Source organism: Nocardia ninae NBRC 108245, from assembly GCF_007990755.1.
GTDB lineage: Bacteria > Actinomycetota > Actinomycetes > Mycobacteriales > Mycobacteriaceae > Nocardia > Nocardia ninae.
The window spans coordinates 1-26,538 of record NZ_BJXA01000103.1; the positions used below are offsets into that span (position 1 = coordinate 1).

Annotated in this window: 23 protein-coding genes; 10 read left to right on the forward strand and 13 right to left on the reverse strand. The window is 67.9% G+C overall.

Annotation, left to right across the window (positions count from 1 at the left end; all coding sequences use genetic code 11):
- From NN4_RS40050 to NN4_RS45490, 4 genes are all read right to left on the reverse strand, one after another.
- The coding region (locus tag NN4_RS40050; protein WP_443093897.1) for an AfsR/SARP family transcriptional regulator at positions 1 to 389 on the reverse strand (389 nt) is incomplete at its 3' end.
- Between the two features lie 160 nt (positions 390 to 549).
- On the reverse strand, positions 550 to 1,464 hold the full coding sequence (sucD, locus tag NN4_RS40055) for a succinate--CoA ligase subunit alpha (protein WP_147142399.1): 915 nt from the start codon (positions 1,462 to 1,464) through the stop codon (positions 550 to 552).
- An 11-nt stretch (positions 1,465 to 1,475) separates the two neighbouring features.
- Positions 1,476 to 2,642 (reverse strand): ADP-forming succinate--CoA ligase subunit beta, encoded by a 1,167-nt coding sequence (gene sucC / locus NN4_RS40060; protein WP_107659371.1) that lies wholly within the window; start codon positions 2,640 to 2,642, stop codon positions 1,476 to 1,478.
- Between the two features lie 393 nt (positions 2,643 to 3,035).
- On the reverse strand, positions 3,036 to 3,176 hold the full coding sequence (locus NN4_RS45490) for a hypothetical protein (protein ID WP_186818856.1): 141 nt from the start codon (positions 3,174 to 3,176) through the stop codon (positions 3,036 to 3,038).
- 15 nt (positions 3,177 to 3,191) lie between these two features.
- Between NN4_RS45490 and NN4_RS40065 the strand changes: the two genes are divergently transcribed.
- Both NN4_RS40065 and NN4_RS40070 read left to right on the forward strand, forming a co-directional pair.
- Positions 3,192 to 4,445, forward strand: a complete 1,254-nt coding sequence (locus tag NN4_RS40065) for a M23 family metallopeptidase (protein ID WP_147142402.1) — start codon at positions 3,192 to 3,194, stop codon at positions 4,443 to 4,445.
- A gap of 368 nt (positions 4,446 to 4,813) precedes the next feature.
- Positions 4,814 to 6,202, forward strand: a complete 1,389-nt coding sequence (locus NN4_RS40070) for a DUF1731 domain-containing protein (protein ID WP_147142405.1) — start codon at positions 4,814 to 4,816, stop codon at positions 6,200 to 6,202.
- Between the two features lie 209 nt (positions 6,203 to 6,411).
- Here NN4_RS40070 and NN4_RS40075 read toward each other — a convergent pair whose 3' ends face one another.
- Positions 6,412 to 6,837 (reverse strand): hypothetical protein, encoded by a 426-nt coding sequence (locus tag NN4_RS40075; protein ID WP_147142408.1) that lies wholly within the window; start codon positions 6,835 to 6,837, stop codon positions 6,412 to 6,414.
- A 59-nt stretch (positions 6,838 to 6,896) separates the two neighbouring features.
- On the reverse strand, positions 6,897 to 9,518 hold the full coding sequence (pcrA, locus tag NN4_RS40080; RefSeq protein ID WP_186818857.1) for a DNA helicase PcrA: 2,622 nt from the start codon (positions 9,516 to 9,518) through the stop codon (positions 6,897 to 6,899).
- Positions 9,519 to 9,903: 385 nt separating this feature from the next.
- Here pcrA and NN4_RS40085 point away from each other — a divergent pair, with 385 nt between their 5' ends.
- On the forward strand, positions 9,904 to 10,197 hold the full coding sequence (locus NN4_RS40085; protein ID WP_107660958.1) for a chorismate mutase: 294 nt from the start codon (positions 9,904 to 9,906) through the stop codon (positions 10,195 to 10,197).
- Between the two features lie 126 nt (positions 10,198 to 10,323).
- On the opposite strand, the gene NN4_RS40090 is transcribed toward NN4_RS40085, so the two are convergent.
- Positions 10,324 to 11,778: an NAD-dependent succinate-semialdehyde dehydrogenase gene (locus NN4_RS40090; RefSeq protein WP_107659375.1), complete on the reverse strand. Its 1,455-nt coding sequence runs from the start codon at positions 11,776 to 11,778 to the stop codon at positions 10,324 to 10,326.
- Between the two features lie 94 nt (positions 11,779 to 11,872).
- Here NN4_RS40090 and pgi point away from each other — a divergent pair, with 94 nt between their 5' ends.
- Positions 11,873 to 13,516 carry a glucose-6-phosphate isomerase gene (pgi, locus tag NN4_RS40095; RefSeq protein WP_147142411.1) on the forward strand — a complete coding sequence of 548 codons (1,644 nt, stop codon included), beginning with the start codon at positions 11,873 to 11,875 and terminating at the stop codon, positions 13,514 to 13,516.
- Positions 13,517 to 13,519: 3 nt separating this feature from the next.
- Here pgi and NN4_RS40100 read toward each other — a convergent pair whose 3' ends face one another.
- The 4 genes from NN4_RS40100 to NN4_RS40115 form a co-directional block, all read right to left on the reverse strand.
- A complete protein-coding gene (locus NN4_RS40100) occupies positions 13,520 to 14,200 on the reverse strand; it encodes a nucleoside/nucleotide kinase family protein (protein WP_246181344.1) in 681 nt (226 codons plus the stop codon).
- Between the two features lie 113 nt (positions 14,201 to 14,313).
- Complete coding sequence (locus NN4_RS40105; protein ID WP_186818858.1) at positions 14,314 to 15,930, reverse strand: M4 family metallopeptidase; 1,617 nt, start codon at positions 15,928 to 15,930, stop codon at positions 14,314 to 14,316.
- 437 nt (positions 15,931 to 16,367) lie between these two features.
- Complete coding sequence (locus tag NN4_RS40110) at positions 16,368 to 17,987, reverse strand: acyl-CoA dehydrogenase family protein (RefSeq protein WP_147142420.1); 1,620 nt, start codon at positions 17,985 to 17,987, stop codon at positions 16,368 to 16,370.
- The gene (locus tag NN4_RS40115) at positions 17,974 to 18,624 is read right to left on the reverse strand and encodes a TetR/AcrR family transcriptional regulator (RefSeq protein ID WP_147142424.1); all 651 of its coding nucleotides are present in this window, start codon (positions 18,622 to 18,624) and stop codon (positions 17,974 to 17,976) included. Before NN4_RS40115 ends, NN4_RS40110 begins: the two co-directional genes overlap by 14 nt.
- Before the next feature lie 102 nt (positions 18,625 to 18,726).
- Here NN4_RS40115 and NN4_RS40120 point away from each other — a divergent pair, with 102 nt between their 5' ends.
- On the forward strand, positions 18,727 to 19,488 hold the full coding sequence (locus NN4_RS40120; protein WP_147142428.1) for a crotonase/enoyl-CoA hydratase family protein: 762 nt from the start codon (positions 18,727 to 18,729) through the stop codon (positions 19,486 to 19,488).
- Between the two features lie 42 nt (positions 19,489 to 19,530).
- Positions 19,531 to 20,766, forward strand: a complete 1,236-nt coding sequence (locus NN4_RS40125) for a hypothetical protein (protein WP_186818859.1) — start codon at positions 19,531 to 19,533, stop codon at positions 20,764 to 20,766.
- 7 nt (positions 20,767 to 20,773) lie between these two features.
- On the opposite strand, the gene NN4_RS40130 is transcribed toward NN4_RS40125, so the two are convergent.
- The gene (locus NN4_RS40130; protein WP_186818860.1) at positions 20,774 to 21,970 is read right to left on the reverse strand and encodes a PucR family transcriptional regulator; all 1,197 of its coding nucleotides are present in this window, start codon (positions 21,968 to 21,970) and stop codon (positions 20,774 to 20,776) included.
- A 195-nt stretch (positions 21,971 to 22,165) separates the two neighbouring features.
- On the opposite strand from NN4_RS40130, the gene NN4_RS40135 reads away from it, so the two are divergent.
- Positions 22,166 to 23,560, forward strand: coding sequence for a lipase family protein (locus NN4_RS40135; protein ID WP_147142436.1), 1,395 nt, complete (start codon positions 22,166 to 22,168; stop codon positions 23,558 to 23,560).
- A gap of 18 nt (positions 23,561 to 23,578) precedes the next feature.
- Here the strand turns inward: NN4_RS40135 and NN4_RS40140 are convergent, their stop codons facing one another.
- Positions 23,579 to 24,271 (reverse strand): pyridoxamine 5'-phosphate oxidase family protein, encoded by a 693-nt coding sequence (locus tag NN4_RS40140; protein ID WP_147142441.1) that lies wholly within the window; start codon positions 24,269 to 24,271, stop codon positions 23,579 to 23,581.
- 80 nt (positions 24,272 to 24,351) lie between these two features.
- Between NN4_RS40140 and pdxR the strand changes: the two genes are divergently transcribed.
- The 3 genes from pdxR to NN4_RS40155 all read left to right on the forward strand — a co-directional run.
- A complete protein-coding gene (pdxR, locus tag NN4_RS40145) occupies positions 24,352 to 25,722 on the forward strand; it encodes a MocR-like pyridoxine biosynthesis transcription factor PdxR (protein WP_147142444.1) in 1,371 nt (456 codons plus the stop codon).
- Positions 25,723 to 25,732: 10 nt separating this feature from the next.
- Positions 25,733 to 25,978, forward strand: a complete 246-nt coding sequence (locus tag NN4_RS40150) for a DUF2630 family protein (protein WP_107660959.1) — start codon at positions 25,733 to 25,735, stop codon at positions 25,976 to 25,978.
- Positions 25,979 to 25,980: 2 nt separating this feature from the next.
- Positions 25,981 to 26,538: FAD-dependent oxidoreductase (locus NN4_RS40155; protein WP_147142447.1), on the forward strand; the 558-nt coding region annotated here is incomplete at its 3' end.

A 26,538-nucleotide genomic window follows, 5' to 3' on the forward strand; every position in this document is an offset into this window, starting at 1 on the left:
CCCCGCCACAATCCGAGCGCCGCCTCGGCCGCCGCCGCGACGGCACCGTAGTCGCCGGCGCGCCGCGCGGTATGCAACCGCTGCGCCGCCGCCTCGGCCGCGAGCAGATCCGTCGCGGAGACCGTTGCTTGATACCCCGCGGGCGTGCGCCCGATGACCTCCGCCAACGGCCCGAGCGCGGCGCGCAATCGCGAAACAACTACCCGCAGTCGCTGTACTGGCCGTTCGACCTCGGCGCCCCACAGATCCTCGGCCAGTCGCCCATCCGGCACCGGGACGCGGTTCGCCAACGCCAACCGCACCAGCACCGCCCGCTCCAGCGGTCGATCGACGGTCACCGCGACACCGTCGGCCCACACCTGCACTGGACCCAACACCAGCACATCCACGCCGACAAGCATGCACCGTCCGGTATGCCCGTGTCTGCCGCATACTCCGCGCATGACGAAGGCCGCCCTCCGATTCGGAGAGGCGGCCTCGGTCATACGAGTGGATCAGGCCCACCTCGTCCCCACCACCACCCTCAGCGGAGACGCTGCGCGCCGCTTATCAGACCTCTACGCTTGCCTTCTCCAGGATTTCGCGAGCCAGCGCGGCGGTCTCGGACGGCGTCTTGCCGACCTTCACGCCCGCCGCCTCCAGCGCGTCCTTCTTCGCCTGGGCGGTGCCCGCCGAGCCGGAGACGATGGCGCCGGCGTGGCCCATGGTCTTGCCCTCGGGGGCGGTGAAGCCCGCGACGTAGCCGACGACCGGCTTGGTGACGTTGGCCTTGATGTAGGCCGCGGCCCGCTCCTCGGCGTCGCCACCGATCTCGCCGATCATCACGATCAGCTTGGTCTCGGGATCCTTCTCGAACGCCTCGATGGCGTCGATGTGGGTGGTGCCGATGACCGGGTCGCCGCCGATGCCGATGGCGGTGGAGAAGCCGAAGTCACGCAGTTCGTACATCATCTGGTAGGTCAGGGTGCCCGACTTGGAGACCAGGCCGACCGGGCCCTTGCCGGTGATGTTGGCCGGGGTGATGCCGACCAGCGCCTCGCCGGGGGTGATGATGCCGGGGCAGTTCGGGCCGATGATCCGGGTCTTGTTGCCCTTCTCGACGTTGTAGGCCCACGCGTACGCGGTGTCCTGCACCGGGATTCCCTCGGTGATGACCACGAGCAGCGGGATCTCCGCGTCGATGGCCTCGATGATGGCGTCCTTGGCGAACTTCGGCGGCACGAACGCGATGGAGACGTCGGCGCCGGTTTCCTTGATGGCCTCGGCGACGGTGCCGTACACCGGCAGCTCGACCGCGTTGCCGTCCTTGCCGGTGTGCGCGACGGTGGTGCCCGCCTTGCGCGCGTTGACACCGCCGACGACCTGGGTGCCTGCCTTCAGCATCAGTGCGGTGTGCTTGGTGCCCTCGCCGCCGGTGATGCCCTGGACGATGACCTTCGAATCCTTGTTGAGGAAGATAGACATTTCCGGGTTCCTTACTTGGCCGCTGCCAGTTCGGCGGCCTTGTCGGCGCCTTCGTCCATTGTCTGCGCGAGCGTGATCAGCGGGTGCGCGGCATCGGCCAGGATCTGCCGACCCTCGTCCACCTTGTTGCCGTCGAGACGGACGACCAGCGGCTTGTTCGCCTCGGCGCCGAGGATCTCCAGCGCCTTGACGATGCCGTTGGCGACCGCGTCACAGGCGGTGATGCCACCGAAGACGTTCACGAACACGCTCTTGACCTGGGAGTCGCCCAGGATCACGTCGAGACCGGCGGCCATCACCTCGGCCGAGGCGCCACCACCGATGTCGAGGAAGTTGGCGGGCTTGACGCCGCCGTGGTGCTCGCCCGCGTAGGCGACCACGTCGAGGGTGGACATGACCAGACCGGCGCCGTTGCCGATGATGCCGACCTCACCGTCGAGCTTGACGTAGTTGAGGTCGTTCTCCTTGGCCTTGAGCTCCAGGGGATCGGTCGCGTCCTTGTCGGCGAAGGCCTCGTGGTCCGCGTGGCGGAACTCGGCGTTCTCGTCCAGGGTGACCTTGCCGTCCAGCGCGAGGATCTCGTCCTGCGGGGTGCGCACGAGCGGGTTGACCTCCACCAGGGTGGCGTCCTCCTTGACGAACACCTCCCACAGCTTCTGGATGGTCACGGCTGCGGCGTCGAGCACCTCGGCGGGCAGGTGGCCCTGCTCGGCGATCGAGCGGGCGAAAGCGAGGTCGACACCCTTGACGGCGTCGACGGCGACCTTGGCGAGGCGCTCCGGCTTGGTCGCGGCGACCTCTTCGATCTCCATGCCGCCTTCCACCGAGCACATGGCCAGGTAGGTGCGGTTGGACCGGTCGAGCAGGAAGGAGATGTAGTACTCCTCCGCGATGTCCTTGGCTTCGGCGACAAGGATCTTCTTGGTGATGTGGCCCTTGATATCCAGGCCGAGGATGTTCTGCGCATGCGTGAACGCGTCGTCCGGGGTGGCGGCGTACTTGACGCCACCCGCCTTGCCGCGGCCACCGGCCTTCACCTGGGCCTTGACCATCACCGGCTTGCCGATTTCCGCCGCGATGGCGCGGGCGTCCTCGGCCGTGTCCGTGACGCGGCCCTCGGACGAAGGCACTCCGTGCTTAACGAAGAGCTCCTTCGCCTGATATTCGAAGAGATCCATGTACTCACCGTCTCGTCTGCGTTGTGATGACAACGTCTTTGTTGGCGGCCCGACGTCGGAAGCGGGTCGGGTCGGACTCTAATCAGTCACATGGACGGCCAATCGGCCACGTTCATCCTAAGTGGCGCAGGTCACGGGCCGATAAGCGCGGCGGGAAAACCCCTGGCCAAGGCTACTCGCGAGTAGGTAGTTGACACCACGCCAGGTAGAACCGCCGAACCCGGGGCGACGGCGTGGTCTACTACAAACCGTCGTCGACCGAGTTCGCTAGCGTGCCCAATGCACACATAGATATTCCGTGGTGTTACCGTGATCAATCTCACATGTTTGAACAGAAGGGCCGCAGCGCTTGCGGACCCTGCAATCGTTTCGTTACCGTCATTGCGGTCGATGTCACAGCACGGTCACGACTAGGAGGACGGCAAGCTTGATGCAGCACAGCACTCCGCAGATGGAGAGCCGTTCCGCAAACGACTCGTCGACGCCGCTGATCAGCAGGCACCTCGGCCCCGCGAACATCTCCCGCTTCACCACGATGTGGCACCGCCGATGAACCATCGCTCCGCCCTCAAACCTGAAGATCGCGCTCAATACGGACATCGTTATCGCAACGATGACGAACCGTTCGGGGCGCAGGCTTCCCCCGGCAGGCCGTCGGTGGACCGGCAGCGGAACTCCTTGTTCAATGCGGCGCCGGCTCGGGACGACTACAACTCCGCGTCGCGGGCGCCCTACGGGAGCGCCGCGCCGCAGGCGGATTACAACGCCGCACCGTCCTATGGGGCAGCCCCGCAGGGGGACTACAACTTCCGCGCCGCAGGCACGCCGGACGACGGATACCGCGAGAACTCCTGGACCGCGAACGACTCGTGGTCGCAGCAGGATTCGTGGGCTCCGCAGGATGCCTGGTCCGACGGCGCCGCCTGGAACGCGGGCGAAGCCTGGGGCGAAGAGCCCTACCAGGCACCCGAGGACAGCAACTGGGCCCCGGAAGAGTCCTGGGCGCCCGACACCGAGCCGGAGAACCCGGCCGCCCCCACCGTCATCCCCGGCCGCCGCGCCGCCAAGCGCGGTGGCGCACACCGGCTTCCCGCACCGCCCGCCGCACTCAAGGGGCGTGCCGCGGTCGCCGCGGTCGCCGCGGGTGCGGTCGTGGCCGCTGGACAGGCCGCACTCGCCTCGCCCGATCAGCCTTCGCAGTCCGTCGACTACGAGGCAGCGGGGCAGATCCACGAGATCGCCGCGCAGTCCGTCAGCCTGGCCGACCCCAGCACCTCGCCGGAATCGCCCCAGCTGCTCAATGTCTCCGGACCGACGCACCTCGGCGATTTCAACGACATCCTGCAAAAGGGTCAGAAGTACGCCGAAGACCTGGCTGCTGCGGAAGCTGCGAAGCTGCGTCCGCTGTTCACCAAGTTCGCGGCGGGTAACTTCACCTCCGGATACGGTGCGCGCTGGGGTGTACAGCATCTCGGCATCGACATCGCCGGGCCGATCGGCACGCCGATCGTCGCGGTCGCCGATGGCACCGTGATCGAAGCGGGGCCTGCGGCCGGATTCGGGATGTGGGTTCGGTTGCTGCACGACGACGGCACCGTCACCGTCTACGGGCACATCGACACCGCCACGGTGTCGCAGGGGCAGCGGGTGATGGCCGGTGATCAGATCGCCACCATCGGTAACCGTGGGTTCTCGACCGGACCGCACTGCCACTTCGAGGTGTGGTTGAACGGATCGGACAAGGTTGACCCGGTGCCGTGGTTGGCTACGCGAGGGATCAGCTTGGGCCCTCAGCGGGACTGAGGGGTTCCGGGTTTCCGGCCGAAGGTTTGGCTAGGGAAGCGCTCGGCAGAACGCCTGGCGGCGTCCTCTGGGCGTGTTGGCACGCGCAGGAACGACACTCTTGAGCTTGGCGACGCCTTGGTTCACGGTTGAATACCTGGCCGGCCCTTCTTCGTACGCCCAATCAAGGTCAAACGGCCTGCGAACGTGCGCGAAGCGGCCAACGGGGATGCGGAACGATCGCCTCCACACGGCCTCTCATGATCAACGGGACATGAGGGTCGGGGAATGCGGCGTGTCGCCGCCGTCATGTCCCGTTGGTCTTGGTTCTGGGGTGCGTGATGATCCGCACGTACTGATCGGGGCGGGTGGGGGCTAGCGTCGGGGGTATGGCACGTACAACGACGTACACCCAGTTCATTGCGGTTTCAACGGAACTCGTGTGGGCGGTGCTGGCGGATCCGACGCGGTGGCCGGAGTGGAATACGGGGGTCACCTCGGTTCGGCTGCACGGTCCGGTCGCGGTCGGCACCACGGGTGATTACCTGCCCCGGGGGCGGGTTGTCGGGAAAATGCATGGGCGGACTGCTCCGCCGTTCGTCATCAGCACGCTGGTTCCAGGGCGGGAGCTGAGCATCGAGCAGCCGGAGCCTGCTGGGCGGATGCGGCTGACGTGGACGCTGACGCCGCGCGACGGCGGCGCCGAGATCACGCGGCAACTCACCTTCAGCGGACCGTCGGCGCCGGTCGCGCGGATGGTGGTGAGTCCGTTGCTGGAATCCGATACGCGAGTCACTTTCGCGAGACTGGCGCAATTGGCGGGGATCAAGCCTGCGGCGACAGCACTGACGGCGGTAATCGCCGGTGGCACTGGCGCATTGGGCAAACATGTCGCAGCCGACCTCACCTGTCGCGGGCATCAGGTGACCGTACTCACCAGACGACGGGACCCGGCGTTGCCTTTCACTCAGGTGGAGTGGGATGGCAGAACGGTGGGCGATTGGGTTGCGGCGCTGCGCAATCCGGGACCGACCGCGATCATCAATCTGGCGGGCAAGCTGGTCGACGTCCGACCGAGCGCCCGTAATATCGACGAATTGCGCTGCAGCCGAGTGGATTCCACGCGCGCATTGGTCGACGCGGCCACCACACTCGACACGCCCATCGACTACTGGGTGCAGGCCAGCACGACCGCGATCTGGTCGAATGCGGGCGAAACCCGCTGTACTGAAACAACTCCGCTGCCGGTAGGCCTGCCACAGATGACGGGTGTGGCGGAACCGTGGGAGCGGGCGTTCGACGGCGCCAACGCCACCCACTCGACCGTCCTGCGCACCTCGATCGTGCTGGACCCGCAAGCTCCCGCACTGAAACGCCTGAGCCAGTTGACCAAGGCGGGTCTCGGCGGCCGTGTTGGTCCGGGCGACCAGTGGTTCAGCTGGATTCACGTCGAGGACTGGCTGGCCATCGTGCGCGCCGCCCTCGGCCTCGACCCTCAGGTCCCACTGCCGAACGGAATCCTGGTGGCCGCCACCGACTTCCCGGTCCGCAACCGAGAGTTGATGGCCGCGCTGCGCAGACACCTGCATCGCCCACCGGCACCACCCACCCCGACGGCGCTACTGAAGATCGGCGCGGTACTCCTGCGGAGCGACGCGGCCCTCGGCCTCACCGGTCGCCACGCCACCTCGGAAGTCCTACGGCAGCAAGGCTTCACCTTCCGCTACCCCACCCTGGACGAAGCCTTGACCGACCTACTTCCGCTGGCGACGCCTTGACCAACCCGTTCCCGCGCTGAGCGGACCGCCGCCCGCCGCAGAACTATGAGGCTACGACCGTGAGCGAGCCCCGCCGGACCCGCTCCGAACCGGCCGCACTGCGCGAACCGGCCGCACTGCGCGAGCCGACCGCACCGCGCGAGCCCAACTGGGCTGCGCGAGCCCCCTTTCAGACTGCGTGAGCCTCAGCCAGACCCGCGGCAAGCCCGCTACGGAGCTGCCGCGATCGCCAGTCCCAGCAGCACAACAACTTTGGCTACTTCCAGCCCGATGTACCAGAAGTGCGCGTGTGATCGCGGCAACTCCTCCCCGGCCAGTACTCGGTCGGCTCGCCGACTCAGCGGCGGACGCACCACGAGAATCTGCGCGGCGAGCAGGACCACGGCGACGGCCAGCCACACCCAGATACCAGGACCGGGCGCGATCACCAGCGTCGCCAGTACCAGCGCGACGGCCAGCACCGCCTCTACGACGTTCAAGGCCCGGAACACCAGCCGCCCGATGCCGAGACCGAGCGCGAGGGTGACACCGGGCGCACGGAACTTCAGCGGCGCCTCGAGGAACGAGATGGCCAGCACCATGCCGAGCCAGAGCATCGGGAGCAACCAGAGGACGTGCTGCGCGACCGTGTCCATGGGCGAACCTTACCTAGGCGCGCAACCGAACCGAAGACCTCCACCGGCAGCTGCGACGGTCACAGCTTCACCAGCGTCCTGCTGTACTGCGGGATGAGCCGAATCTTGCCCGCGGTGCCGAAGTCGATGGTAACCGTAGCCAGGGGCCCGAAACCTTCAGCGGCGATCACCTTTCCGAGCCCGTACTTGTCATCGCTCACCCGATCGCCAACAGCGAGAACGAGATTGGTGTTGTTGCGGGTAGCACCACCGGGCGCCGGGCGACGCGGCCCACGATCACCGCGAACACCGGGCCGCTGCTCGGACCACCCGTCACCGCGGGTCCAGTCGCGTTCCATCCGATCATCGTCACCCCGGCGGCGGATACCGCGGGTCGCCGCGGACCCGGTCGGCTCCAACCGACGCCAGTCGATCAGATGATCCGGAATCTCCTGCAGGAAGCGGGATTCCGGATTGGAGACGGGCTGCCCCCACCCCGAACGCACCACCGCACGGGTCAGATACAACCGCTTCCTGGCTCGAGTGATACCGACGTAGGCGAGCCTGCGTTCCTCGGCCAGCTCGGTGGGATCGCCCAGCGCCCGCATGTGCGGGAACTGACCGTCCTCCCAGCCGGTCACGAACACCACGGGGAACTCCAACCCCTTGGCGGTGTGCAACGTCATCATCGTGACCACGCCGGTGCCCTCGTCCGGGATCTGATCGGTGTCGGCCACCAGCGAGACCCGCTCCAGGAACGCCGCGAGCGACCCGGGATCCGGTTCACCCTCGGCCACCTCCGGCAACAGGCCCTCCTGCCGGGCCGCCTCCGCATTGTTGTACGCCTCGGAGCTGAATTCCCGTGCGACGCTGACCAGTTCGTTGAGGTTGTCGAGCCGGGCGCCGTCCTGCGGATCGTCGGACGCCTCCAACTCGGCCCGGTAGCCGGTGCGTTCCAGCACCGCGTCGACGACATTGCCGACGTCGGGGAAGTCGAGGTTCTCCTGGACGCCCGCCGCCCTGATCTCCTCGAGCAGATCGAGGAAGCCGGCGATCGCACGCTGGGCCCGGGTGTTGAGCAGCGCGACCTTGCCCTCGGCCGCATCTCGCAGGGCGGCGGCGAAACCGATCCCCCGCTGGTCGGCGTGCACCGCCACACAGGCTTCTGCCCGATCGCCGATGCCGCGGCGCGGGGTGTTCAGGATCCGGCGGACGCTGACCGCATCCTCGGGATTCTCCAGCACGCGCAGGTAGGCGACGATGTCGCGGACCTCTTTGCGCTCGTAGAACCGGACGCCGCCGACCACCTTGTACGGCAGGCCCATCCGGATGAAGATCTCTTCCAGCGCACGGGAGTTGTTGTTGGTCCGGTAGAACACCGCGACGTCGCCGTAGTTGGCCTCGCCCTGATCGACCAGTTTGTCGATCTCGCGCGCCACGAACGAAGCCTCGTCGTGCTCGTTGTCGGCGACGTAACCGGTGATCAGATCACCCTCGCCGGAATCGGTCCACAGCTTCTTGTCGCGCCGGTTCTCGTTGCGCGAGATCACCGCGTTGGCGGCGGACAGGATGTGCTGGGTGGAGCGATAGTTCTGTTCCAGCAGAATGGTTTCCGCATCCGGGAAGTCGCGCTCGAACTCCTCGATATTGCGGATGGTCGCGCCGCGGAAGGCGTAGATGGACTGATCAGCGTCACCGACCACACACAGCTCGCTGGGCGGCGCCTCGTCCTCGCTGCGGTCTTCCCGGTGATGACCGACCAGCTCACGCACCAGGATGTACTGGGCATGGTTGGTGTCCTGGTACTCGTCGACGAGCACGTGCCGGAACCGGCGCCGGTAATATTCGGCGACCTGCGGGTGGTGCTGGAGCAGCGCCACCGTCTCGCCGATCAGATCGTCGAAATCCAGTGCGTTCGCCGCGCGCAACCGCCGTTGATATTCGGTGTAGACGCGGGCCACCAGGGCGGGAAGTTCGGTCTCGTCCGACTCGGCGTCGGCGCTCGCCTGCTGCGGCCCGATCAGCTCGTTCTTCAGATTCGAGATCGCGGTCGACAGCAACCTGGCGGTGTATTTCTTGGTGTCGATGTCGAAGTCGCGGCTGATCATGGTGAGCAGTCGCCGTGAATCATCGGCATCGTAGATGGAGAAATTCGAATTCAAGCCGGGCAGCAGGGCGGCTTGCATCCGCAGAATTCGGACACAACTGGAGTGGAACGTGGAAACCCACATGTTGTTCGCACGCGGACCGACCAGTCCTATTACTCGCTCGCGCATCTCCGCGGCGGCCTTGTTGGTGAAGGTTATCGCGAGCACCTGACCCGGAGTCACGCCGCGGGCGGCGAGCAGGTAGGCGATGCGCCGGGTGAGCACGGCGGTCTTGCCGGAACCCGCGCCGGCCACGATGAGCAGCGGCGCGCCACTGTGCACGACGGCGGCCCGCTGCTGCGGATTGAGGCCGTCGAGCAGGTGCACGGCTTCTTCGGCGCGCCGACGCTCCCGCTCGACACGCCGTTGCTCCAATTCGGTGGCCGACGGCGGCGGCTCGGGGACAGCGGCCCGCTGCGTTTCCCGCACCGCACCTACCTCCTCGCCATGCCTGACCGCTTCTTCGGTGTTACCACCGGTGAACTGCGGTTTGTGGGTCGAATCCGGCTGCAGGGCGCGACCGGCCTGCGTCTTGGGAGCCACCGTGATGTCCATCGCCCATCCACGCTACCGGCGGACACCGACAGAGATGAAGCCCCGGGCCGTCTCGATGACAGTTCGGTACCGCGGCGGCGAACGGCGGATGAACTCCCCAGGCAGGCGCCGCGACGAATCCGTAACCGCCTTCTCAGCAGATTCACAAAACCAAACGTTTTGCATACCTACCCACCCGTGGCAGACTGGCGACATGATGAGTGCCCACGCGATACATCCGTTTCGGTTACCGACCGGATATCGTCATCGCGGCACCTGTATCTGAGCGCACCGTCCTTGGTAGCCAATTCGAAGGCCCTACCAGGTCTGTTTCACGGTGAAAGAACCGATCGGTAACGAGCCGGGCTCACCCGCCGATCCATGTTCTGACACGAGGAGATGAATGATGAGTACCCCCGCCACGACGACCGGGTCCGATTCGGCGCTGCCGCAGAGCGACGCGGAGATCGACAAGCTCCGTAAGGAGATCGATCGTCTCGATGCCGAGATCCTCGCGGCCATCAAACGTCGCACGGAGATCTCCCGGGTCATCGGCCGGACCAGAATGGCCTCCGGCGGGCCCCGCCTCGTGCACAACCGCGAAATGAAGGTGCTGGAGCGCTTCAGCGAGCTCGGCCAGGAAGGCCACACCCTCGCGATGCTCCTGCTGCGCCTCGGCCGCGGCCGGCTCGGTCACTGACCTCTTTTTCTTCAGGCCGCTCGACGCGGCCATAGACCCATGCGGCAAAAAGCTAGACAACCGCATTCCCCCAGGCCGCCCCGGGTGTTCATCACCCCGGGGCGGTCGTTTCGTCGCTACGCCCGCTCAGCTGAGGGCGATGTACTTGGTGGAGAGGTATTCCTCGATGCCCTCGGTGCCGCCCTCGCGGCCGAAGCCGGACGCCTTGACACCGCCGAAAGGTGCTGCGGGATCGGAGATCACGCCGCGATTCACGCCGACCATGCCGGATTCCAGGCCCTCGGCGACGCGCAACGCGCGATCCAGATCCCGGGTGTAGACGTAGCTGACCAGGCCGAACTCGGTGTCGTTGGCCGCGGCGATGCCCTCCTCCTCGGTGGCGAAACCGACGATCGGGGCGACCGGCCCGAACACCTCCTCGCGCAGGATCCTGGCCTGCGGCGGCACCTCGCTGAGAATGGTGGCGGGGTAGAACCAGCCGGGACCGCCGGGGGCTTTGCCGCCGAGCCGGAGCTTGGCGCCCACCGCGACGGCGTCCTCGACCAGTTCGCTCACCGTGTCGAGTTGCTCCTCGTTGATCAGCGGGCCGAGGGTGGTGTTCGGGTCCGTTCCGGGTCCGAGCGTGACGCCTTCGGCCATCGCCTCGACGAACTTGCTGGTGAACTCCTCGAGCACGCCGTTCTGCACGTGGAAGCGGTTGGCCGCGGTGCACGCCTCACCGCCGTTGCGCAGCTTGGCCAGCATGGCGCCCTGCACGGCAGCGTCGATATCGGCGTCGTCGAACACCACGAACGGCGCGTTGCCGCCGAGCTCCATCGACGTGCGCAGCAGCCCGTTCGCCGACTTCTCCACCAGCTTCTTGCCCACCTCGGTGGATCCGGTGAAGGTCAGCTTGCGCAGCCGGGGATCGTCGAGCAGCGGCTGGGTCACCGCGCCGGAACGGCTCGACGTGATCACCGAAAGCACCCCGTCCGGTAGCCCGGCCTCGCTGCACAGCTTGGCGAGCAGCAGCATGGTCAGTGGCGTCGCGGAGGCGGGTTTGACGATCATCGTGCAGCCCGCGGCCAGCGCGGGGCCGATCTTGCGGGTGCCCATGGCCAGCGGGAAGTTCCACGGCGTGATGGCCAGGCACGGCCCGACCGGCTGCTTGTGCACCATGATCCGGCCGGTGCCCGACGGCGCGTGCAGGTAGCGCCCGTGCACCCGGACAGCTTCCTCGCTGAACCAGCGGAAGAACTCCGCGCCGTACTTCACCTCGTTGCGGCTCTCCGGCAGCGCCTTGCCCATTTCCAGGGTCATCAGCAGCGCGAATTCCTCGGCCCGGGCGGTGATCTGCTCGAAGACCGTGCGCAGGATCTCGCCGCGCTCGCGCGAGGGCCGCGCGGCCCACTCGGCCTGCACCGCGACGGCCGCGTCCAGCGCGCGCACCGCGTCCTCGGGGGTCGCGTCGGCGACCTGGGTCAGCACCTCCCCCGTGGCCGGATTGTGCACCGGGAAGGTGCCGCCGCCGGTGGCGGGCACCGGCCCGCCGATCCACAGCTGCGTCGGGACGGATTCGAGAACTTCGCGTTCGGACACCATGAGGCCAGCGTAGGCCGAGCCGCGGCGGCTCTCACCGAGTCTCCCGGGGTGTTTGCCGTGCGCGCCGGTGGGGCGGTGAGTAACCTCGGCGGACGTGAGCAGCGACATCACCGCGACGGCGGCCTGGCGGAAACTGCACGAGCACTTCGACGGGATCGCGGGGCGCCATCTCAGGGAGCTCTTCGCCGACGATCCGTCCCGTGGCCGTGCCATGACAATCGACGTGGCGGACCTGCACATCGACTTCAGCAAGCATCGCGTCAACCGGGAAACCCTGCACCTGCTCGTCGAATTGGCGCGCGAGGCCGGGGTGCCCGAGCGCAGGGACGCGATGTACCGCGGCGAGCACATCAACACCTCGGAGGACCGCGCGGTCGCGCACATCGCGCTGCGCCTGCCCGCGGGCGCGTCGCTGATCGTCGACGGGGCCGACGCGGGCGCCGAGGTGCACGAGGTGCTGCGGCGGATGGGCGAGTTCACCGACGCGCTGCGCTCCGGCGACTGGCGCGGCGCCACCGGCGAACGCATCAGCACCGTGGTGAACATCGGCATCGGCGGTTCCGATCTCGGACCGGTGATGGTCTGCCAGGCCCTGCGGCACTACGCCGACGCGGGCCTCGGCGCCCGGTTCGTCTCCAATGTCGATCCGGCCGATCTGGTGGCGAAACTCGACGGACTCGACCCTGCGACAACACTGTTCATCGTCGCCTCCAAGACTTTCTCCACGCTGGAGACGCTGACCAACGCGACCGCCGCCCGGCGCTGGCTGGTCGACGCGCTCGGCGAGGACGCCGTCGCCAAGCACTTCGTCGCCGTCTCGACCAATGCCGAGAAGGTGGCCGAGTTCGGCATCGACACCGCCAACATGTTCGGCTTCTGGGACTGGGTGGGCGGGCGCTACTCGGTGGATTCCGCGATCGGTCTCGCGGTGATGGCGACCATCGGCAAGGAGCGTTTCGCCGAGTTCCTGGCGGGCATGCACGCGGTGGACGAGCACTTCGCGAACGCGCCGCTGGAGGCGAACGCGCCGGTGCTGCTCGGCCTGCTCGGCGTCTGGTACTCGAACTTCTTCGGCGCGGAATCCCGTGCGGTGCTGCCCTATTCGAACGATCTGGCCCGTTTCCCGGCCTATCTGCAGCAGCTGACGATGGAGTCGAACGGCAAGTCGGTGCGCGCCGACGGCAGCCCGGTGAGCACCTCCACCGGCGAAATCTTCTGGGGCGAACCGGGAACCAACGGCCAGCACGCGTTTTATCAACTGCTGCACCAAGGTACGCGGCTGATCCCGGCGGACTTCATCGGATTCGCCCGCCCCACCGACGATCTGCCCACCCGCGACGGCACCGGCAGCATGCACGACCTGCTGATGAGCAACCTGTTCGCGCAGACCAAGGTGCTCGCGTTCGGCAAGACGGCCGAGGAGATCGCCGCCGAGGGCACCGACCCGAAGGTGGTGCCGCACAAGGTGATGCCGGGCAACCGGCCGAGCACCACCATCCTCGCGCCGCAACTCACCCCGTCGGTCGTCGGCCAGTTGATCGCCCTCTACGAACACCAGGTGTTCGTCGAAGGCACCATCTGGGGCGTCGACAGCTTCGACCAGTGGGGCGTCGAACTCGGCAAGCAGCAGGCGCTGGCGCTGGCACCGTTGCTGACCTCAGCGGAAGAACCCGAACCGCAAGGAGATTCGTCCACCGACGCGCTCATTCGCTGGTATCGCGCCAAGAAGCAGGCCTGACGCTCAGCGCCACACCTCGTAGCGTCCGCCGCGTTGGCGCAGTATCAGATCGGCACGGAACTTGGTGGTGTCGATCAGGTCGGCGTTGTGTAGGTCGCTGTCGTGCACCTTGGCTTCGGCGGCCGCGGCGGTGCGGCCGCCGCGAATGTGGCGGCGCAGCAACCGTTGCTCGAGCAGCGCCCGCGGTGCGTCGAGGTACCAGCATTCGTCGAGCAGCTTGCGTACCGCCGACCATTCCCGGTCCCCGACATCGTCGAGCAACAGGTAGTTCCCCTCGGTGACCACGATCGTCTGCCGTTCGAAGACGATGCCCGCCGGGATCGGATCACCCACTGTGCGATCGAAGACCGGCCACGGCACCGGCTCGCCGACCGGGGCATCGCGGAGCCTGCGCAGATTCGCCACGAAGGCCACGGTATCGAAAGTGTCCGGTTCGCCTTTGCGGGCAAGGTTTCCCGCGGCCCGCAGGACCTCGTCGGTCAGGTGATAACCGTCCATCGGCGCTATTTCCGCCACCGGCGCATCGGCATTCAACGCTTTGCGCAGCCGAACCGACAGGGTGGACTTGCCCGCTCCCGGTGGCCCGACAATGCCGAGCAGATACCGGCTACCGCGCCCCGCCGCGTGCTCACGCACCCGTTGTACGAGCGCGCTCAACGACGTTTCGGCATACGCCCTGTCCACCACAGTCACCCTACCGAGTGAATTCCGTAGTCCGGCCCGAGCAAAACAAAAGGACATCTCACCGAGCCCTTGCCGGGCCCGGTGAGATGTCCGATTTCTACCGGGAGTTGTTCCTAGGTACGGGCCGCCTGTTGCGGCAGCTTGGTGGCCTTGGTGGCATTTGCCACCTGGACACAATCAGCAGCCGTGGTGCCGGCAGTTCCGTTGCGGACATTGGTATTGCACGCGTTCTTCAGCGCGGTGGACAATGCCGCGTAGTTGGAACTCGACGTGAGCAGTGTCTGGGTGGTCCAGTACAGCGCCGCGGTCTTCTCCAGGCCGATCGCGGTGACGTTGACGCTGTTGAGGCTGCCGCCGTCGACCATCAGCTGCGCGGTCTTGTTGCCGACGCCGCTGTTGATGTGCACGCCGCCGCTGTCACCGGTGCCGGTGTACCAGTAGCGACCCCGGTACGTGTCGGGATCCTGGTAGGCGTTCGGGTTCTTCATGTCGCGGATCACGCCGATCGAGCTGCAGGCGCCGAGCTTCCACCGGTTGGCGGCGGTGTTGCACGGGTTGCTGGTGTTCACCAGGAAGGTGAGCTCGCCGAAGATGTCGGACATGGACTCGTTGATCGCACCGGGCTCGTTGCGGTAGACGAGGCCGTTGGTGTGCTGGGTCACGCCGTGGGTGAGTTCATGGCCGGTGATGTCCTCGGTGGTGAGACCCGAACCGTAGGCCATGTAGCTGCCGGACCAGAAGGCGTTCTGGTACGGGCACGCGGTGGTGGTGCAGAGCCGGACCGTGGCGCGCAGCGCCTTACCCTTGCCGTCCCCGGTGTCGGAGCCGATCAGGTTGGTCAGGTTCGCCAGCTTGGTGTACTTGGCGTAGAAGGCCTCGGTGTTGCCCAGGTAGGTGTAGATGTCGTCGACATCCTTGATACCGACCGGTGCCTGGCCCTCGGACCTGGTGGAACGCAGCGTTCCGGTGCCGCAGCCCGCCCGGTTGGGGTCGATGCGCCGGTTCGCGTTGTCGCACACCACCCGGTTGAGGTGCTTGGTCTCACTCCAGCTGTCGAGCACCTTGTTGGTGCTGTTGGCGTCGACGAAGACGATCCACTTGGCGGGCTCGCCCTTCTTGTCGTCGCTGGCGCCGTTGATCTCGACCTTGAACGCCGGGACCGCGACACCCTGCGCCTCGCCCTTGGCGGCCAGCTTCGCGTCGTACCAGAAGGCCTTCGTGTCGTCCACGGCCAACTTGTCCGGCGCCGTCTTGCTCTGCTCGGCCACCTTCTTCAGCGCGGTGGCCTGGATCTGCGCGGTCGGCGTCGTCGTGGTGAACTTGCCCTTCGACTTCTTCGCCAGCGCGCCGGTCACCGAGATGAGGGCACCGTCGGCGGTCAGCGACTGCGCCGCCGATGCGCCGAACACCTGCACCTTGTCGATCTCCTGACGCAGCCGGACCGTGGACCCCTCACCAACCTGGAACACGGACTCGACCACCAGGTCGCCAGCGGTTTCGCCATTTCCGCTGAGCGCCTTGTGCACACCGGGCGCGTGCGCCTGTGCGGCGGCGGGCGCTTCGGCAGGCGTGCCCGACGGCGCCGGAACCAGATCCTTGGGCACCACCTGCTGGACGGCGCCTTCGGAATCGGTCGTTACTTCTTTCGGGACCGCGGACAGATCGGAACCCGCCGGCGCGGATGGACTCACCGGCGGCGCGCCACCGGCCGGGCCTGGCGCGAACATCATTGCCGCAACAGCAATTAACGCGAGGGCGGAATTTCGTCCCGCCCGTATATGTGTGGGTTTCATGACCAAGTAGAACCACATACCGGCGGTCAACTCGACTGGAGACGAGACTGGGGAAAACGATAGCTGGGCTGGGAATCTTCGGGCTATCGACCGGCGGGGGACGCCATTTGTTATGCGCGAATATCTTTGACGGCTATTGATATTGGACGGCGTATCACCATTCCGCTGCGCCCTACCGGCTCGGGCAATTGCCCGAGCCGGTAACCCGGGATACGAGACCGAAACCTAAAGCACTCAGCGAGAACAGGTTTCATCGCACCCCCTAGTGCAGGTACGAATCGGTACCCCGGTTAAAGATCAACAACATCTCGTATTGGTTCGCCAGAACTACTGGTGCCCAATCTCTTCGGATGTTCCGAGGTGCGGGTACCGACTCAGACCAACGCGCGCTCCAGGATGGCCCCGGTGTCCACGCCGGTCGGCAGCGTACCGAAGGCAATGCCCCAATCGTCGCCGAGCCGGCTGGCACAGAAGGCGTCCGCGACGGCCGGGTGCCCGTGCCGCACCAACTGCGCGCCTTGCAACACCAGGGCCATGAGCTCGACCACGCGGCGGGCGCGATATTCGATGTCGCTCAGATCGGCGAGCTCCTTGCCGACCCGGGCGATGGCGTCGTCGAGCCGCGGGTTCGCACCGCGCGCCAGCGAGACCTCGGCGAAGTAGGCCTCGACGGTCTCCGGCTGACGACCCATGGCGCGCAACGCATCCAGCGCCGCGACATTGCCGGAGCCTTCCCAGATGGACATAAGCGGCGCCTCACGGTAGAGCCGCGGCATCCCCGATTCCTCGGCATAACCGTTGCCGCCGAAGCACTCCAGTGCCTCGGCCGCATGCGAGGGTGCGCGCTTGCATACCCAATATTTGGTGACCGCCAAAGCGATTCGGCGCAGCGCCGCCTCGGCCGGGTCGCTGGTCGCCCGGTCGGTGGCCCCGGCGAGTCGCATCATCACCGTGGTCGCGGCGTCGGACTCGATCACCAAGTCCGCCAGCACATTACGCATGGCTGGCTGATCTATCAGCTTGGCGCCGAATGCTTCTCGGTGCCTGGCGTGGTGCGCGGCGAACACCACCCCGGTCCGCATGCCGGTCGCCGAACCGATCACACAGTCCAGCCTGGTCATGTTCACCATCTCGATGATGGTCTTGACCCCGGCGCCCTCCGCGCCGACCAGCCAGCCGGTGGCGTTCTCGTATTCGATCTCCGAGGACGCGTTGGACTTGTTGCCGAGCTTGTCCTTGAGCCGTTGGATGCGAAGGGGATTGCGCGTGCCGTCCGGCAGCACCCTGGTCAGCAGGAAACAGGACAGGCCACCGGGCGCCTGGGCCAGCGTGAGGAACATGTCCGACATCGGGGCCGAGGTGAACCACTTGTGCCCGACGATCCGGTACGAGCCGTCGGGTTGCGGTGTCGCCGTGGTGGTGTTGGCGCGCACGTCCGAGCCGCCCTGCTTCTCGGTCATCGACATGCCCGCGATGAGACCGGCTTTCGACGACGGCTCACGCAAGCCGAAGTCGTAGACCCGGGACCCGAGCAGCGGTTCGTATTTCGCCGACAGTTCCTTGTTGTGCCGCAGCGCGGGCACCACGGCGTAGGTCATCGAGATGGGGCACATGTGCCCGGCGTCGGCGGCGCCCCAGGTGTAGAACTTCGCCGCCCGGGCGACGTGCGCACCGGGTCGCTCGTCCAGCCACGGCGCGCCGTGCAGCCCATGCGACACAGCGACATTCATCAGGTCGTGCCAGTGCGGATGGAACTCCACCTCGTCGACCCGGTGGCCGTAGCGGTCGTGCGTGTGCAGCACCGGCGGGTACTCGTTGGCCAGCAGCCCCCACTCCTGCGCCTCGACACCGCCTGCGAGCACACCGAGTTCGCGCACCTCGGCCTCGGCCCAGCCCGCGCCCTCGCGGTGCAGGCCCTCGAGCAGCGCCGGATTTCGCGAGACATCGAAGGGCGCGATGTCGGGCACCTGGTTGAAGACTTCATGCGTCTGCATCGGACACTCCTGATTCCTGCCGAGCGACCGCACCGCTCGGCGCCGCGCGCACGCCGAGTGCGCGTAGTGCGAAGGTAATGAGTTCGGGGACAACGGATTCCCCGTGTGGTGCGGCCGCGAGCGGACCGACCAGCACCTCGCCGATCGCGCCGACCAGCGCGGCCGCACTGGTCCTGGCGTCCTGCGCGGGCAGCTCGCCGCGCGAAACACCGTCCGCGACAGCCGATTCGAATGCCTCGGCAAAGGCGCGGCGGAAGTGCAGCCGCTCGGTGTCGACGACGGTATCGACGGGCTCGACGAGCAGCACATAGGCGAGTTTCGGATTCTTCAGCGCACGCCCGGCAAACGTCTCCACCGCGGCGCTCACCCGCTCCACGGCGGTGCCGGTGGCACTGGCCGCGACCACCGCGGCCACTTCACCGGCCACCACCTTGCGGAATACCGCGGTGACCAGATCCGCCTTGCCCGCGAAGTTCTTGTACACGGTGCCGGTGGCCACGCCCGCCTCCGCCGCGACCGCCGCCATGGACATCCCGGCATAGCCCGACTCGGCCAGCACCTTGGTCGCGGCCTGCACGATCAGCCCCGCCTGCGCGTCCAGGCGGGCCTGCACGGCGGGGGTTCTGCGGTAGGCCACACAAGAAGTGAACCATGGATTCATTTCTTGCCACAAGAGGGGTTTTACGGCGTATGGTCGGATCGTGATCGAGCGGAACGAACGAAACAACGAGGTGGCGTCGTGACTGTACGAATCGAGCGCAAGGGTCCGGTGACCACCGTGATCCTGCACCGTCCCGAAGCGCGCAACGCGGTCGACGGGCCGACCGCCGCGGCGCTGGCCGCTGCCTTCCGGGAGTTCGACGCCGATCCCGACGCCGCGGTGGCGGTGCTCTGGGGGGACGGCGGCACCTTCTGCGCGGGCGCCGACCTCAAGGGACTCGGCACCGAACGGTCCAACGTGGCCACCGAGGACGGCGACGGACCGATGGGGCCCACCAGGATGCGGCTGTCCAAGCCGGTGATCGCCGCCGTCTCCGGTTACGCCGTCGCGGGCGGGCTGGAGCTCGCGCTGTGGTGCGATCTGCGAGTTGCCGAGCAGGACAGTGTCTTCGGCGTGTTCTGTCGCCGCTGGGGTGTGCCGCTCATCGACGGCGGCACGCTGCGCCTGCCGCGGATCGTCGGCACCGGGCCCGCCATGGACATGGTGCTCACCGGCCGTCCCGTCGACGCGGCGGAGGCGCTGCGGATCGGCCTGGCGAACCGCGTGGTCCCGACGGGCGAGGCCCGCAGTGCCGCCGAGCAACTCGCCGCCGAACTCGCCGCACTGCCGCAGGCCTGCCTGCGCTCGGACCGGATGTCGCTGCTCGAGCAGGACGGGATGGACGAGGAGACCGCGCTGCGCAACGAGTTTCGGCACGGCATGACCACATTGGCCAACGGTGCGCTCGAAGGGGCGCAGCGCTTCGCCGCCGGTGCGGGGCGCCACGGCGCGCAGGCGTAGGTTTTCCGGCACGAGCGAGAGCGAGGTGTTGCGGTGCGCCCGATGGGCCGGTTGAGCGTCGTCGACGAGATCTTTCTGCGTACCCATCGCGGCCTCGGCACTCCCATTGCGCTGCAAGGCTTGTGGCGCACGGCCGACCGCATCGATCCCGAGTTGCTGCGCGGGGTGCACGCGGCGCTGCGCACCGGGCCGTTGGGGCGGCGGGTGATTCGGCCGCGGGTGCCCGGCGCCCGCCGCGGCTGGCAGCCGAATACGCGCGCGCATCCATTGGTCCTCACCGAACAACCGCTGGCCGTGAGCGCTCTGCTGGAGTGGGCCGACGCGCAGGGCACTGATCTCGATCCGGAGTTCGGATCCGGCTGGCGGCTGTCCGCCGTCGCGCTGGATGACGGCGGTTCCCTTGTCTCCCTGACTTGTTCGCATGCGCTCGCCGACGGTCGAGCACTCGTGCACGCGGTGGATGATGCTCTCGGCGGCGCAGCGTTGACCGCCTCCGCTGCCGCCGAATCGGAGTGGGCCGATGCCCGCCGTCAGTGGTCGATCGTGCTGCGCGGCACGGGACGGGCGTTGCGCAAAGGAATTCCGGAACGACCGCATCACCAGCCAGTCAGCGATACCCGCATCCCGCCCGGCACGCAGACACCCGGCGCGATATTTCAGTGTGCCGTATCGGACTGGGAGCGGGCGGCCACCGCACGGGACGGCACCGCCAACAGCCTGTTCATCGCCCTGGTCGCGAACATGCTGTGGGCCAGTGGCTTTCCGCGAGAGACGATCGATGCGAGCCTTCCGGTCGACACCCGCGACGAACCGCGCGTCGACAACGACCTCGCGATGACCGACATCACCATCGACCGCGCCGATACCCCGGCAACGATTCGCGAGAAGTCCCGGGCCGCCTACGAGCGCCGCATGACCAGCCCCGGCCGCATGCCGGAGGAGCTACTGCAGGTGATCCCCGACCCGTGGGCCTACGCGTTGTCCAAGGGTGCCGGCGAGCGAGACATCCTGTGCTCCAACATCGGCACGTTGCCCACCAGCCTGCGCATGCTCGGACCGCACCGCTGCCTCGGCGTCGCCGCCCGCGCCATCCACCCCGGCCTGACCGCCGCGCAATGGCCGAGGACGCGCCTGTCCGGCTATCTCTGCCGCATCGCCGACGACTATAACCTGTCCCTGGTCGGCCTCGACCCGACCCATATCGAATCCGCCACTGCGCTGGCCGATCTGGGGCAGCAGACCCTGTCATCGTTCGGGCTGTCCGCGCACAGGTGGTGAGTGGCCTTCACTCCGTCGCGTCGAGATCGCAAGCCGTGAGCGCGGCGGCGAACAGTTGTGCGTGATCGGGACGATTGGGGTCGTAACCGGTGACCGTGGCGATCCGGTTGAGACGGTAGTTGAGCGTATTGCGGTGCACGACAAGCGCGGCCGCCGCCTGCTGCCGGTTGTAGTCATTCGCGAGCAGCGCCCGCAGTGCGTCCAGCAAGTGTGGCTGGTCACGGAGCGGATCGAGCAGGGTGAGCAGCCAGGTACGCGCCGGGCCAGGGCGGGCGAGCTGATACTGCAACGCCAGATCCGCCATCCGGTACACCGCGGCGGGACGGCCGAGTTGGAATGCGAGCCTGGCTATCTCGCCCGCCTCCTCCACTGCGGCAGGTATCCCGTCGACGCTCGCGGCGTGCGCGAGTCCGGCGACCGCCCGCGCACCGATGCCCTGCGCGACGCGGGTAACGAAAGTGTCCAGCGCGGTGGCTGATTCGCCCTCGGCGACCGGCACCAGCAGCACGCCGCCGCCGCGTTCGACGGTGCTCAGCGCGCGACCGGACACCGCATCGATCTCACTCTGCACAATGCGCAGCACCGGCCGGGTCCCGCCCGTCGCCGGTTCGGCCACCCGGAACACGAGCACCTGGAACCCGCCGTCCAGCGAGATACCGAACCGCTCGGCCAGCAGATCGGCGGGTGTGCCGTGCACCAATGCTTGCGCCACAGCGCGTTTGGCCTCGCGCTGCTCCCAGTGCAGATCCTGCCGCTCCCGCAGATAGGCGCCCGCTACCCCGGGTGTCACGGCGCCGAGGTAGCCGAGCACATAGGGCACCGCGGCCAGTAGTTGTTCGCGCTGCTCCGGCGTCGTCGCCGTGGCGGCCACCGAGTTCCACGCGGCGACCGCGCCGTGGTGATACACCGAAAGCACGGTGTCGAGCGGGATCCCGTCCCTGGCGCGGCGCACCGCGACAGCGATCAGCTCCGACAGTTCGTCCGCGCGCGGTGTCCGCCGTTCGGCCAGCGAGCGCAGGAACAGCCGCAGATTCGCCTCGGCGGCCCGCGGCAGATCCCGCCCGATCATCTCGGCGGACAACTCCCGATACGAGGGCACCTCGCCGAGCACCCCCGCGAGCACATCCCGGGCGACCGCGGGCAGCACGTCCCATACCTGGCCGGATAGGTCGTCCAGCGCAGCGGGATCAGGGGCAGCGGTCATCCGCACATTGTTTGCACAGACAAACCGGTCCGCACAATAGGCAGTTCCGGACAACGTCTTCAGTGCACGGGGCCAAGCCCGTATCCCGTCCGATGCACAAAGAGCGGCCCCCTTTCCGTGGCATCCACACGGTGACGCAGGCCACATCGCCCTGCGACGGTGTATCGACCAGCAACGCGCACCGCAGGAGGGCCGATGGGACGACGTCCGTGGCACCGTGTCATCACCACCGCGACGGTGGTCGGCCTGCTGCTGTCGCCGGCCACCCGCGCGGTCGCCGAACCACTGGACAGTGGCGCAGTCCGCATCGAGCCGACCCCCGCGCTCACCCTGCCGCCCGAACTCGACGAGTTCTACCGGCCCGCCGCGGGCGTCGTCGCGGCCGCCGGGCCGGGACAGGTGTTGCGGGCGCGCACCATCACCCCTGCGTATTTCGGCTTCGCCCAGCTGAATATCGATGCCTGGCAACTGCTGTACCGCACCACCAACAGTTTCGGCGAGGCCATCGCCACGGTCACCACCGTGCTGAAGCCGCGCGGCCCGGCGCCCGACGGCGGCCGCAAGCTGCTGTCGTATCAGATCGCCGAGGACAGCGCCGCGCAGTACTGCGCGCCGTCCTATGTCGTGCAATCCGGTTCCATCCCTGTCGATTACATCAACGCCGCCGAGATACTGGTCCCGATCGCGGCAGGCATCGGACAGGGCTGGACGGTGGCGCTGCCCGACTACGAAGGGCCCAATTCCGCCTACGGAGCGTCGCTGCTGAGTGCGCAGACCACGTTGGACGGCATCCGTGCGGTGCAGAGTTTCGCGCCCGCGCAACTGTCCGGCGTGCAGACCCCGACGGCGCTGTGGGGCTACTCCGGCGGCACCATACCCAGCTCGTTCGCCGCGGAGCTGAAGCAGCATTACGCGCCGGAGCTGAACATCGTCGGCATCGCGGCGGGCGGTGTCGCCGCGGCCGATTTCCCGGAGGCACTGCGGCACAACAACAACGGCGCCTTCACCGGCCTGCTCACGGGCGTGCTCGCCGGCTTCGCGAACGAGTATCCGGAGTTCCGGCAACTCATCCGGGAACGCGTCGATCCGATCGGACAGCTCTTGATCGGTTCGAAGCTCGTCCTCTGCCATTCCATGGGTTCGGCGATCGTGCCGTTCTACAACTTCTTCGGCGCATTCCACGGCGGTGACCCGCTCGGGCACCCCGTCGTCCAGCGGATCATCGCGGAAAACTCACTGGGCCAACGGACTCCGTCGGTGCCGGTGTACATCTATCACGCGCAGTACGACGAGATCCTGCCCAACTCGGGGGTCGATCGCCTGGTGCAGAAATACTGCGCCGAGGGTGCACCGAGCGTCACCTACGTGCGAGAACTCCTGGCAGAGCACATGTCCGGCGTCGCCACCCATCTCCCCGGCGCCTTCCACTGGCTGCGCGATCGACTGAACGGCGGTCCCGCCCAGCCGGGTTGCGCCATCAGCAGCCCGACCACCATCGTGACCGATCCCGAGTTCGCCCAGGCGGCGATGGAACTGCTGCCCACCGCGGTTCATGCCCTGCTCGGCCATGCCATCGGCACCGGCGGGTAGCGCCCGCCGGTGCCGTGCTCACCGCACCGGCACGAGACTGGGTTCGGTGCGGTCGAGGACATCGGCGGGTACCGGGAGACCCGGCTCGAGGTCGGCCGAGTCGATCGGCTCGCCCCACACCTGACGCACCGGCAGCACACCCGCCCACACCCCGCCGTTCTCGATGTCGCCCGGGTCGTCGTTGGGGCCACCGGCCCGGATCTTCACCGAGGCTTCGGTGAGGTCCAGCGCGAGCACCATGGTGGCGGCCAACTCCTTCTTGCTCGGCGAGCGCACCCGTGACCAGGCGCCCGGCGCGGCGTGTTCGGTGATCACCTGGAGCGCGTGCAGCCGCTCGGCGGGGTCGGTGAGCTCGCTCGCGCGGCCGTGCACCACCGCCGAGCGGAAGTTCATCGAGAAGTGCATCGCCGAACGGGCATAGACGATCCCGTCGACCAGGGTGACCGCGACCGAGATGTCCCCGGCCAGGGCCGCGCGCAGATTGCCCGCACCCGTCGAACCGTGCAGATAGAGCGTGTCACCGTCGCGTCCGTAGATGGTGGGGAGCACGACCGGCCCGGCACCGAGCAGCACGCCGAGGTGGCAGATCAGACCGGCGTCGAGGACCGCGTCCAGGTCCGCGCGTTCGCTGCGTGCTCGCTCTTTCGACCGGGTGAGGGTGCTGCGCGGCGTCGGCGAGAGCGGGGTGCGGGATTCGGCTGATCGCGTCATATGACCAGCATCGGCGCCGAAGTGGCATTATCAAAGTGCCAATTCAGCGAAATTCGGCCAGTCCAATCAGGAGGTGATCGGTGCTCGACGAACTTCCCCTTCAGCTCGACCGCGCGCTGCCGGAACCGCTGTCGGTGCAGGTCGCCGACGGATTACGGGCCGCGGCGAGCAATGGTTTGCTGCGTGGCGGCGACCGGTTGCCGTCGTCCCGGTCATTGGCCGAACGGCTCGGCGTCAGCCGCACCGTGGTCGCCGCCGCCTTCGACCAGCTGCACGCCGAGGGCTGGATCAGCGGCAAACGCGGTTCGGGCACCTACCTGACCACCGCGCCGCCCGCCGCACCCCGACGCGCACTGCCTGCCGACGGCGCGGGTGACGATCCGGCGCTGCTCGATCTGCAACCCGGCGCGCCGTGCTCCGACGCCATCGACCGCCCGGCCTGGCGCCGCGCCTGGCGGGCCGCCGCCGACCTCTCTCCGCTGGTGCGCAAAGACCGTGCGGGCGAGCCCGATTTCCGCGCGACGATCGTCGAGCACCTGCTGCGCCATCGCGGTCTCGGCGCGGGCAGCGACACGGCGGTGCTCGCGACGGCCGGAACCAGTTCCGCGGTAGGCGAACTCGCCGCCGCCCTGCTTGCGCCGGGCGACGCCGTCGCGATGGAAGACCCCGGATACAGCCGGGCCGCAGGCGCTTTCGCGGCGGCCGGGGTCCGCGTCCTGCCCGTGCCGGTGGACGCGCACGGCCTGCGCGTCGACCTGCTGCCGCCGAACATCAAAGCCGTGTATTGCACTCCGGCACACCAGTTTCCGCTCGGCGCCCGGCTGCCCGCGGCCCGCCGGGTCGAGCTGGTCGAGCACGCCCGCCGCGCCGGCCTGCTGATCATCGAGGACGACTACGACGGCGAACTGCGGTACGACACCGCCCCGTTGCCGTTGCTGGCGGCGATGGCGCCGGACGTGGTGGTGCATCTCGGCACCACGAGCAAGATCCTCTCGCCGAGCCTCGGCGTCGGCTGGCTGGTCGCCACGCCACGGATCGCCGATGCCGTTGTCGCGCATCGGCATCGCACCGGAACCAGCCCGAGTCCGGCGGGCCAGCAGGTGTTCGTCGCGCTCGCCGCCCACGGCGACCTGGCCAGACATCTGCGCCGACTACGCCGCGAGCTGCCACCACGCCGTGCGCTGATGGTCACCGAGCTGCGGCGCCACGGCCTCGACGTGCTCGGCGACGACGCGGGCTCGCACGTGGTGGTGCCGCTCGCCTCGGCCGAGGCGGAGCAGCGGGCCGTGGCTACGGCCCGGGCGCGCGGTGTCGCGCTCGATCCCCTGTCTCGCTATCACCTGAGCGCACAGCGTCACCACTTCGGCATCACCCTCGGCTACACCGCGCTGTCCTGGTCCGACCTGGCCAGGGCCGTGCCGATCGCCGCCGCGTGTCTGACACAGCCGTAGCATGGTCCGCATGACCGAACAGGACGTGTTGGCCCGCATCAAGGCATTGGTCGACCAGGAGCACGAACTGCGCGCGCAGGCCGCCAAGGGCGAGTTGGACCCGCAGGCCGAACGCAGGCAACTCGCCGAGCTCGAGGTGATGCTGGATCAGGCGTGGGACCTGCTGCGCCACCGCAGGGCGCGGATCGACCAGGGTGAGTCGCCCGACGGCGCCGAGCAGAGCTCCGCCGCCCAGGTCGAGGGTTACCTGCAATAACGATGCCGAGTACACCTGCCGAATACGACGTCATCGTGATCGGTGGTGGCCCGGCCGGTGAGAATGCCGCCGCCTACGCCATCGCCGGGAGCGATCGCACCGCCGCGATCGTGGAACGCGAACTCGTCGGCGGCGAATGTTCCTACTGGGCCTGCATTCCGAGCAAGGCCCTGCTGCGGCCCGGCCATCAGCTCGCGGCGGCGCAGGCCATGGACGGCATCACCGCCTCCGGCCTCGACGTCGAGGCGGTGCTGCGGCGGCGCGACTCCTTCGTCAGCGGCCTCGACGACACCTCGCAGGTCGATTGGGCCCGCGACCACCGCATCGAGGTCATCCGCGGCACCGGTCGGCTGGTCGGCGTGCGGCAGGTCGAGGTCGGCGGGCAGGTGCTGCGCGCCAGGCACGCGGTGGTGCTGGCCACCGGCACCCGGGCGAGCGTCCCGGACGTGCCCGGCCTGCGCGACGCGCTGCCATGGATCTCCCGCGACGCCACGAACTTGCATGAGGTCCCCGGCCGCGTGGTGATCATCGGCGGCGGCGTGGTCGCCTGCGAGGCCGCG

Bases quoted from the DNA above. Each gene is read 5' to 3' on its own strand.
- NN4_RS40070 (WP_147142405.1), top strand. From the start codon at position 4,814: ATGGCACGTACAACGACGTACACCCAGTTCATTGCGGTTTCAACGGAA.
- NN4_RS40125 (WP_186818859.1), top strand. From the start codon at position 19,531: ATGGGCCGGTTGAGCGTCGTCGACGAGATCTTTCTGCGTACCCATCGC.
- NN4_RS40065 (WP_147142402.1), top strand. From the start codon at position 3,192: ATGAACCATCGCTCCGCCCTCAAACCTGAAGATCGCGCTCAATACGGA.
- pcrA (WP_186818857.1), bottom strand. From the start codon at position 9,518: ATGGACATCACGGTGGCTCCCAAGACGCAGGCCGGTCGCGCCCTGCAG.
- sucD (WP_147142399.1), bottom strand. From the start codon at position 1,464: ATGTCTATCTTCCTCAACAAGGATTCGAAGGTCATCGTCCAGGGCATC.
- NN4_RS40085 (WP_107660958.1), top strand. From the start codon at position 9,904: ATGAGTACCCCCGCCACGACGACCGGGTCCGATTCGGCGCTGCCGCAG.
- NN4_RS40130 (WP_186818860.1), bottom strand. From the start codon at position 21,970: ATGACCGCTGCCCCTGATCCCGCTGCGCTGGACGACCTATCCGGCCAG.
- sucC (WP_107659371.1), bottom strand. From the start codon at position 2,642: ATGGATCTCTTCGAATATCAGGCGAAGGAGCTCTTCGTTAAGCACGGA.
- NN4_RS40150 (WP_107660959.1), top strand. From the start codon at position 25,733: ATGACCGAACAGGACGTGTTGGCCCGCATCAAGGCATTGGTCGACCAG.
- NN4_RS40075 (WP_147142408.1), bottom strand. From the start codon at position 6,837: ATGGACACGGTCGCGCAGCACGTCCTCTGGTTGCTCCCGATGCTCTGG.
- NN4_RS40110 (WP_147142420.1), bottom strand. From the start codon at position 17,987: ATGCAGACGCATGAAGTCTTCAACCAGGTGCCCGACATCGCGCCCTTC.
- NN4_RS40090 (WP_107659375.1), bottom strand. From the start codon at position 11,778: ATGGTGTCCGAACGCGAAGTTCTCGAATCCGTCCCGACGCAGCTGTGG.
- NN4_RS40105 (WP_186818858.1), bottom strand. From the start codon at position 15,930: ATGATGTTCGCGCCAGGCCCGGCCGGTGGCGCGCCGCCGGTGAGTCCA.
- NN4_RS40140 (WP_147142441.1), bottom strand. From the start codon at position 24,271: ATGACGCGATCAGCCGAATCCCGCACCCCGCTCTCGCCGACGCCGCGC.
- NN4_RS40135 (WP_147142436.1), top strand. From the start codon at position 22,166: ATGGGACGACGTCCGTGGCACCGTGTCATCACCACCGCGACGGTGGTC.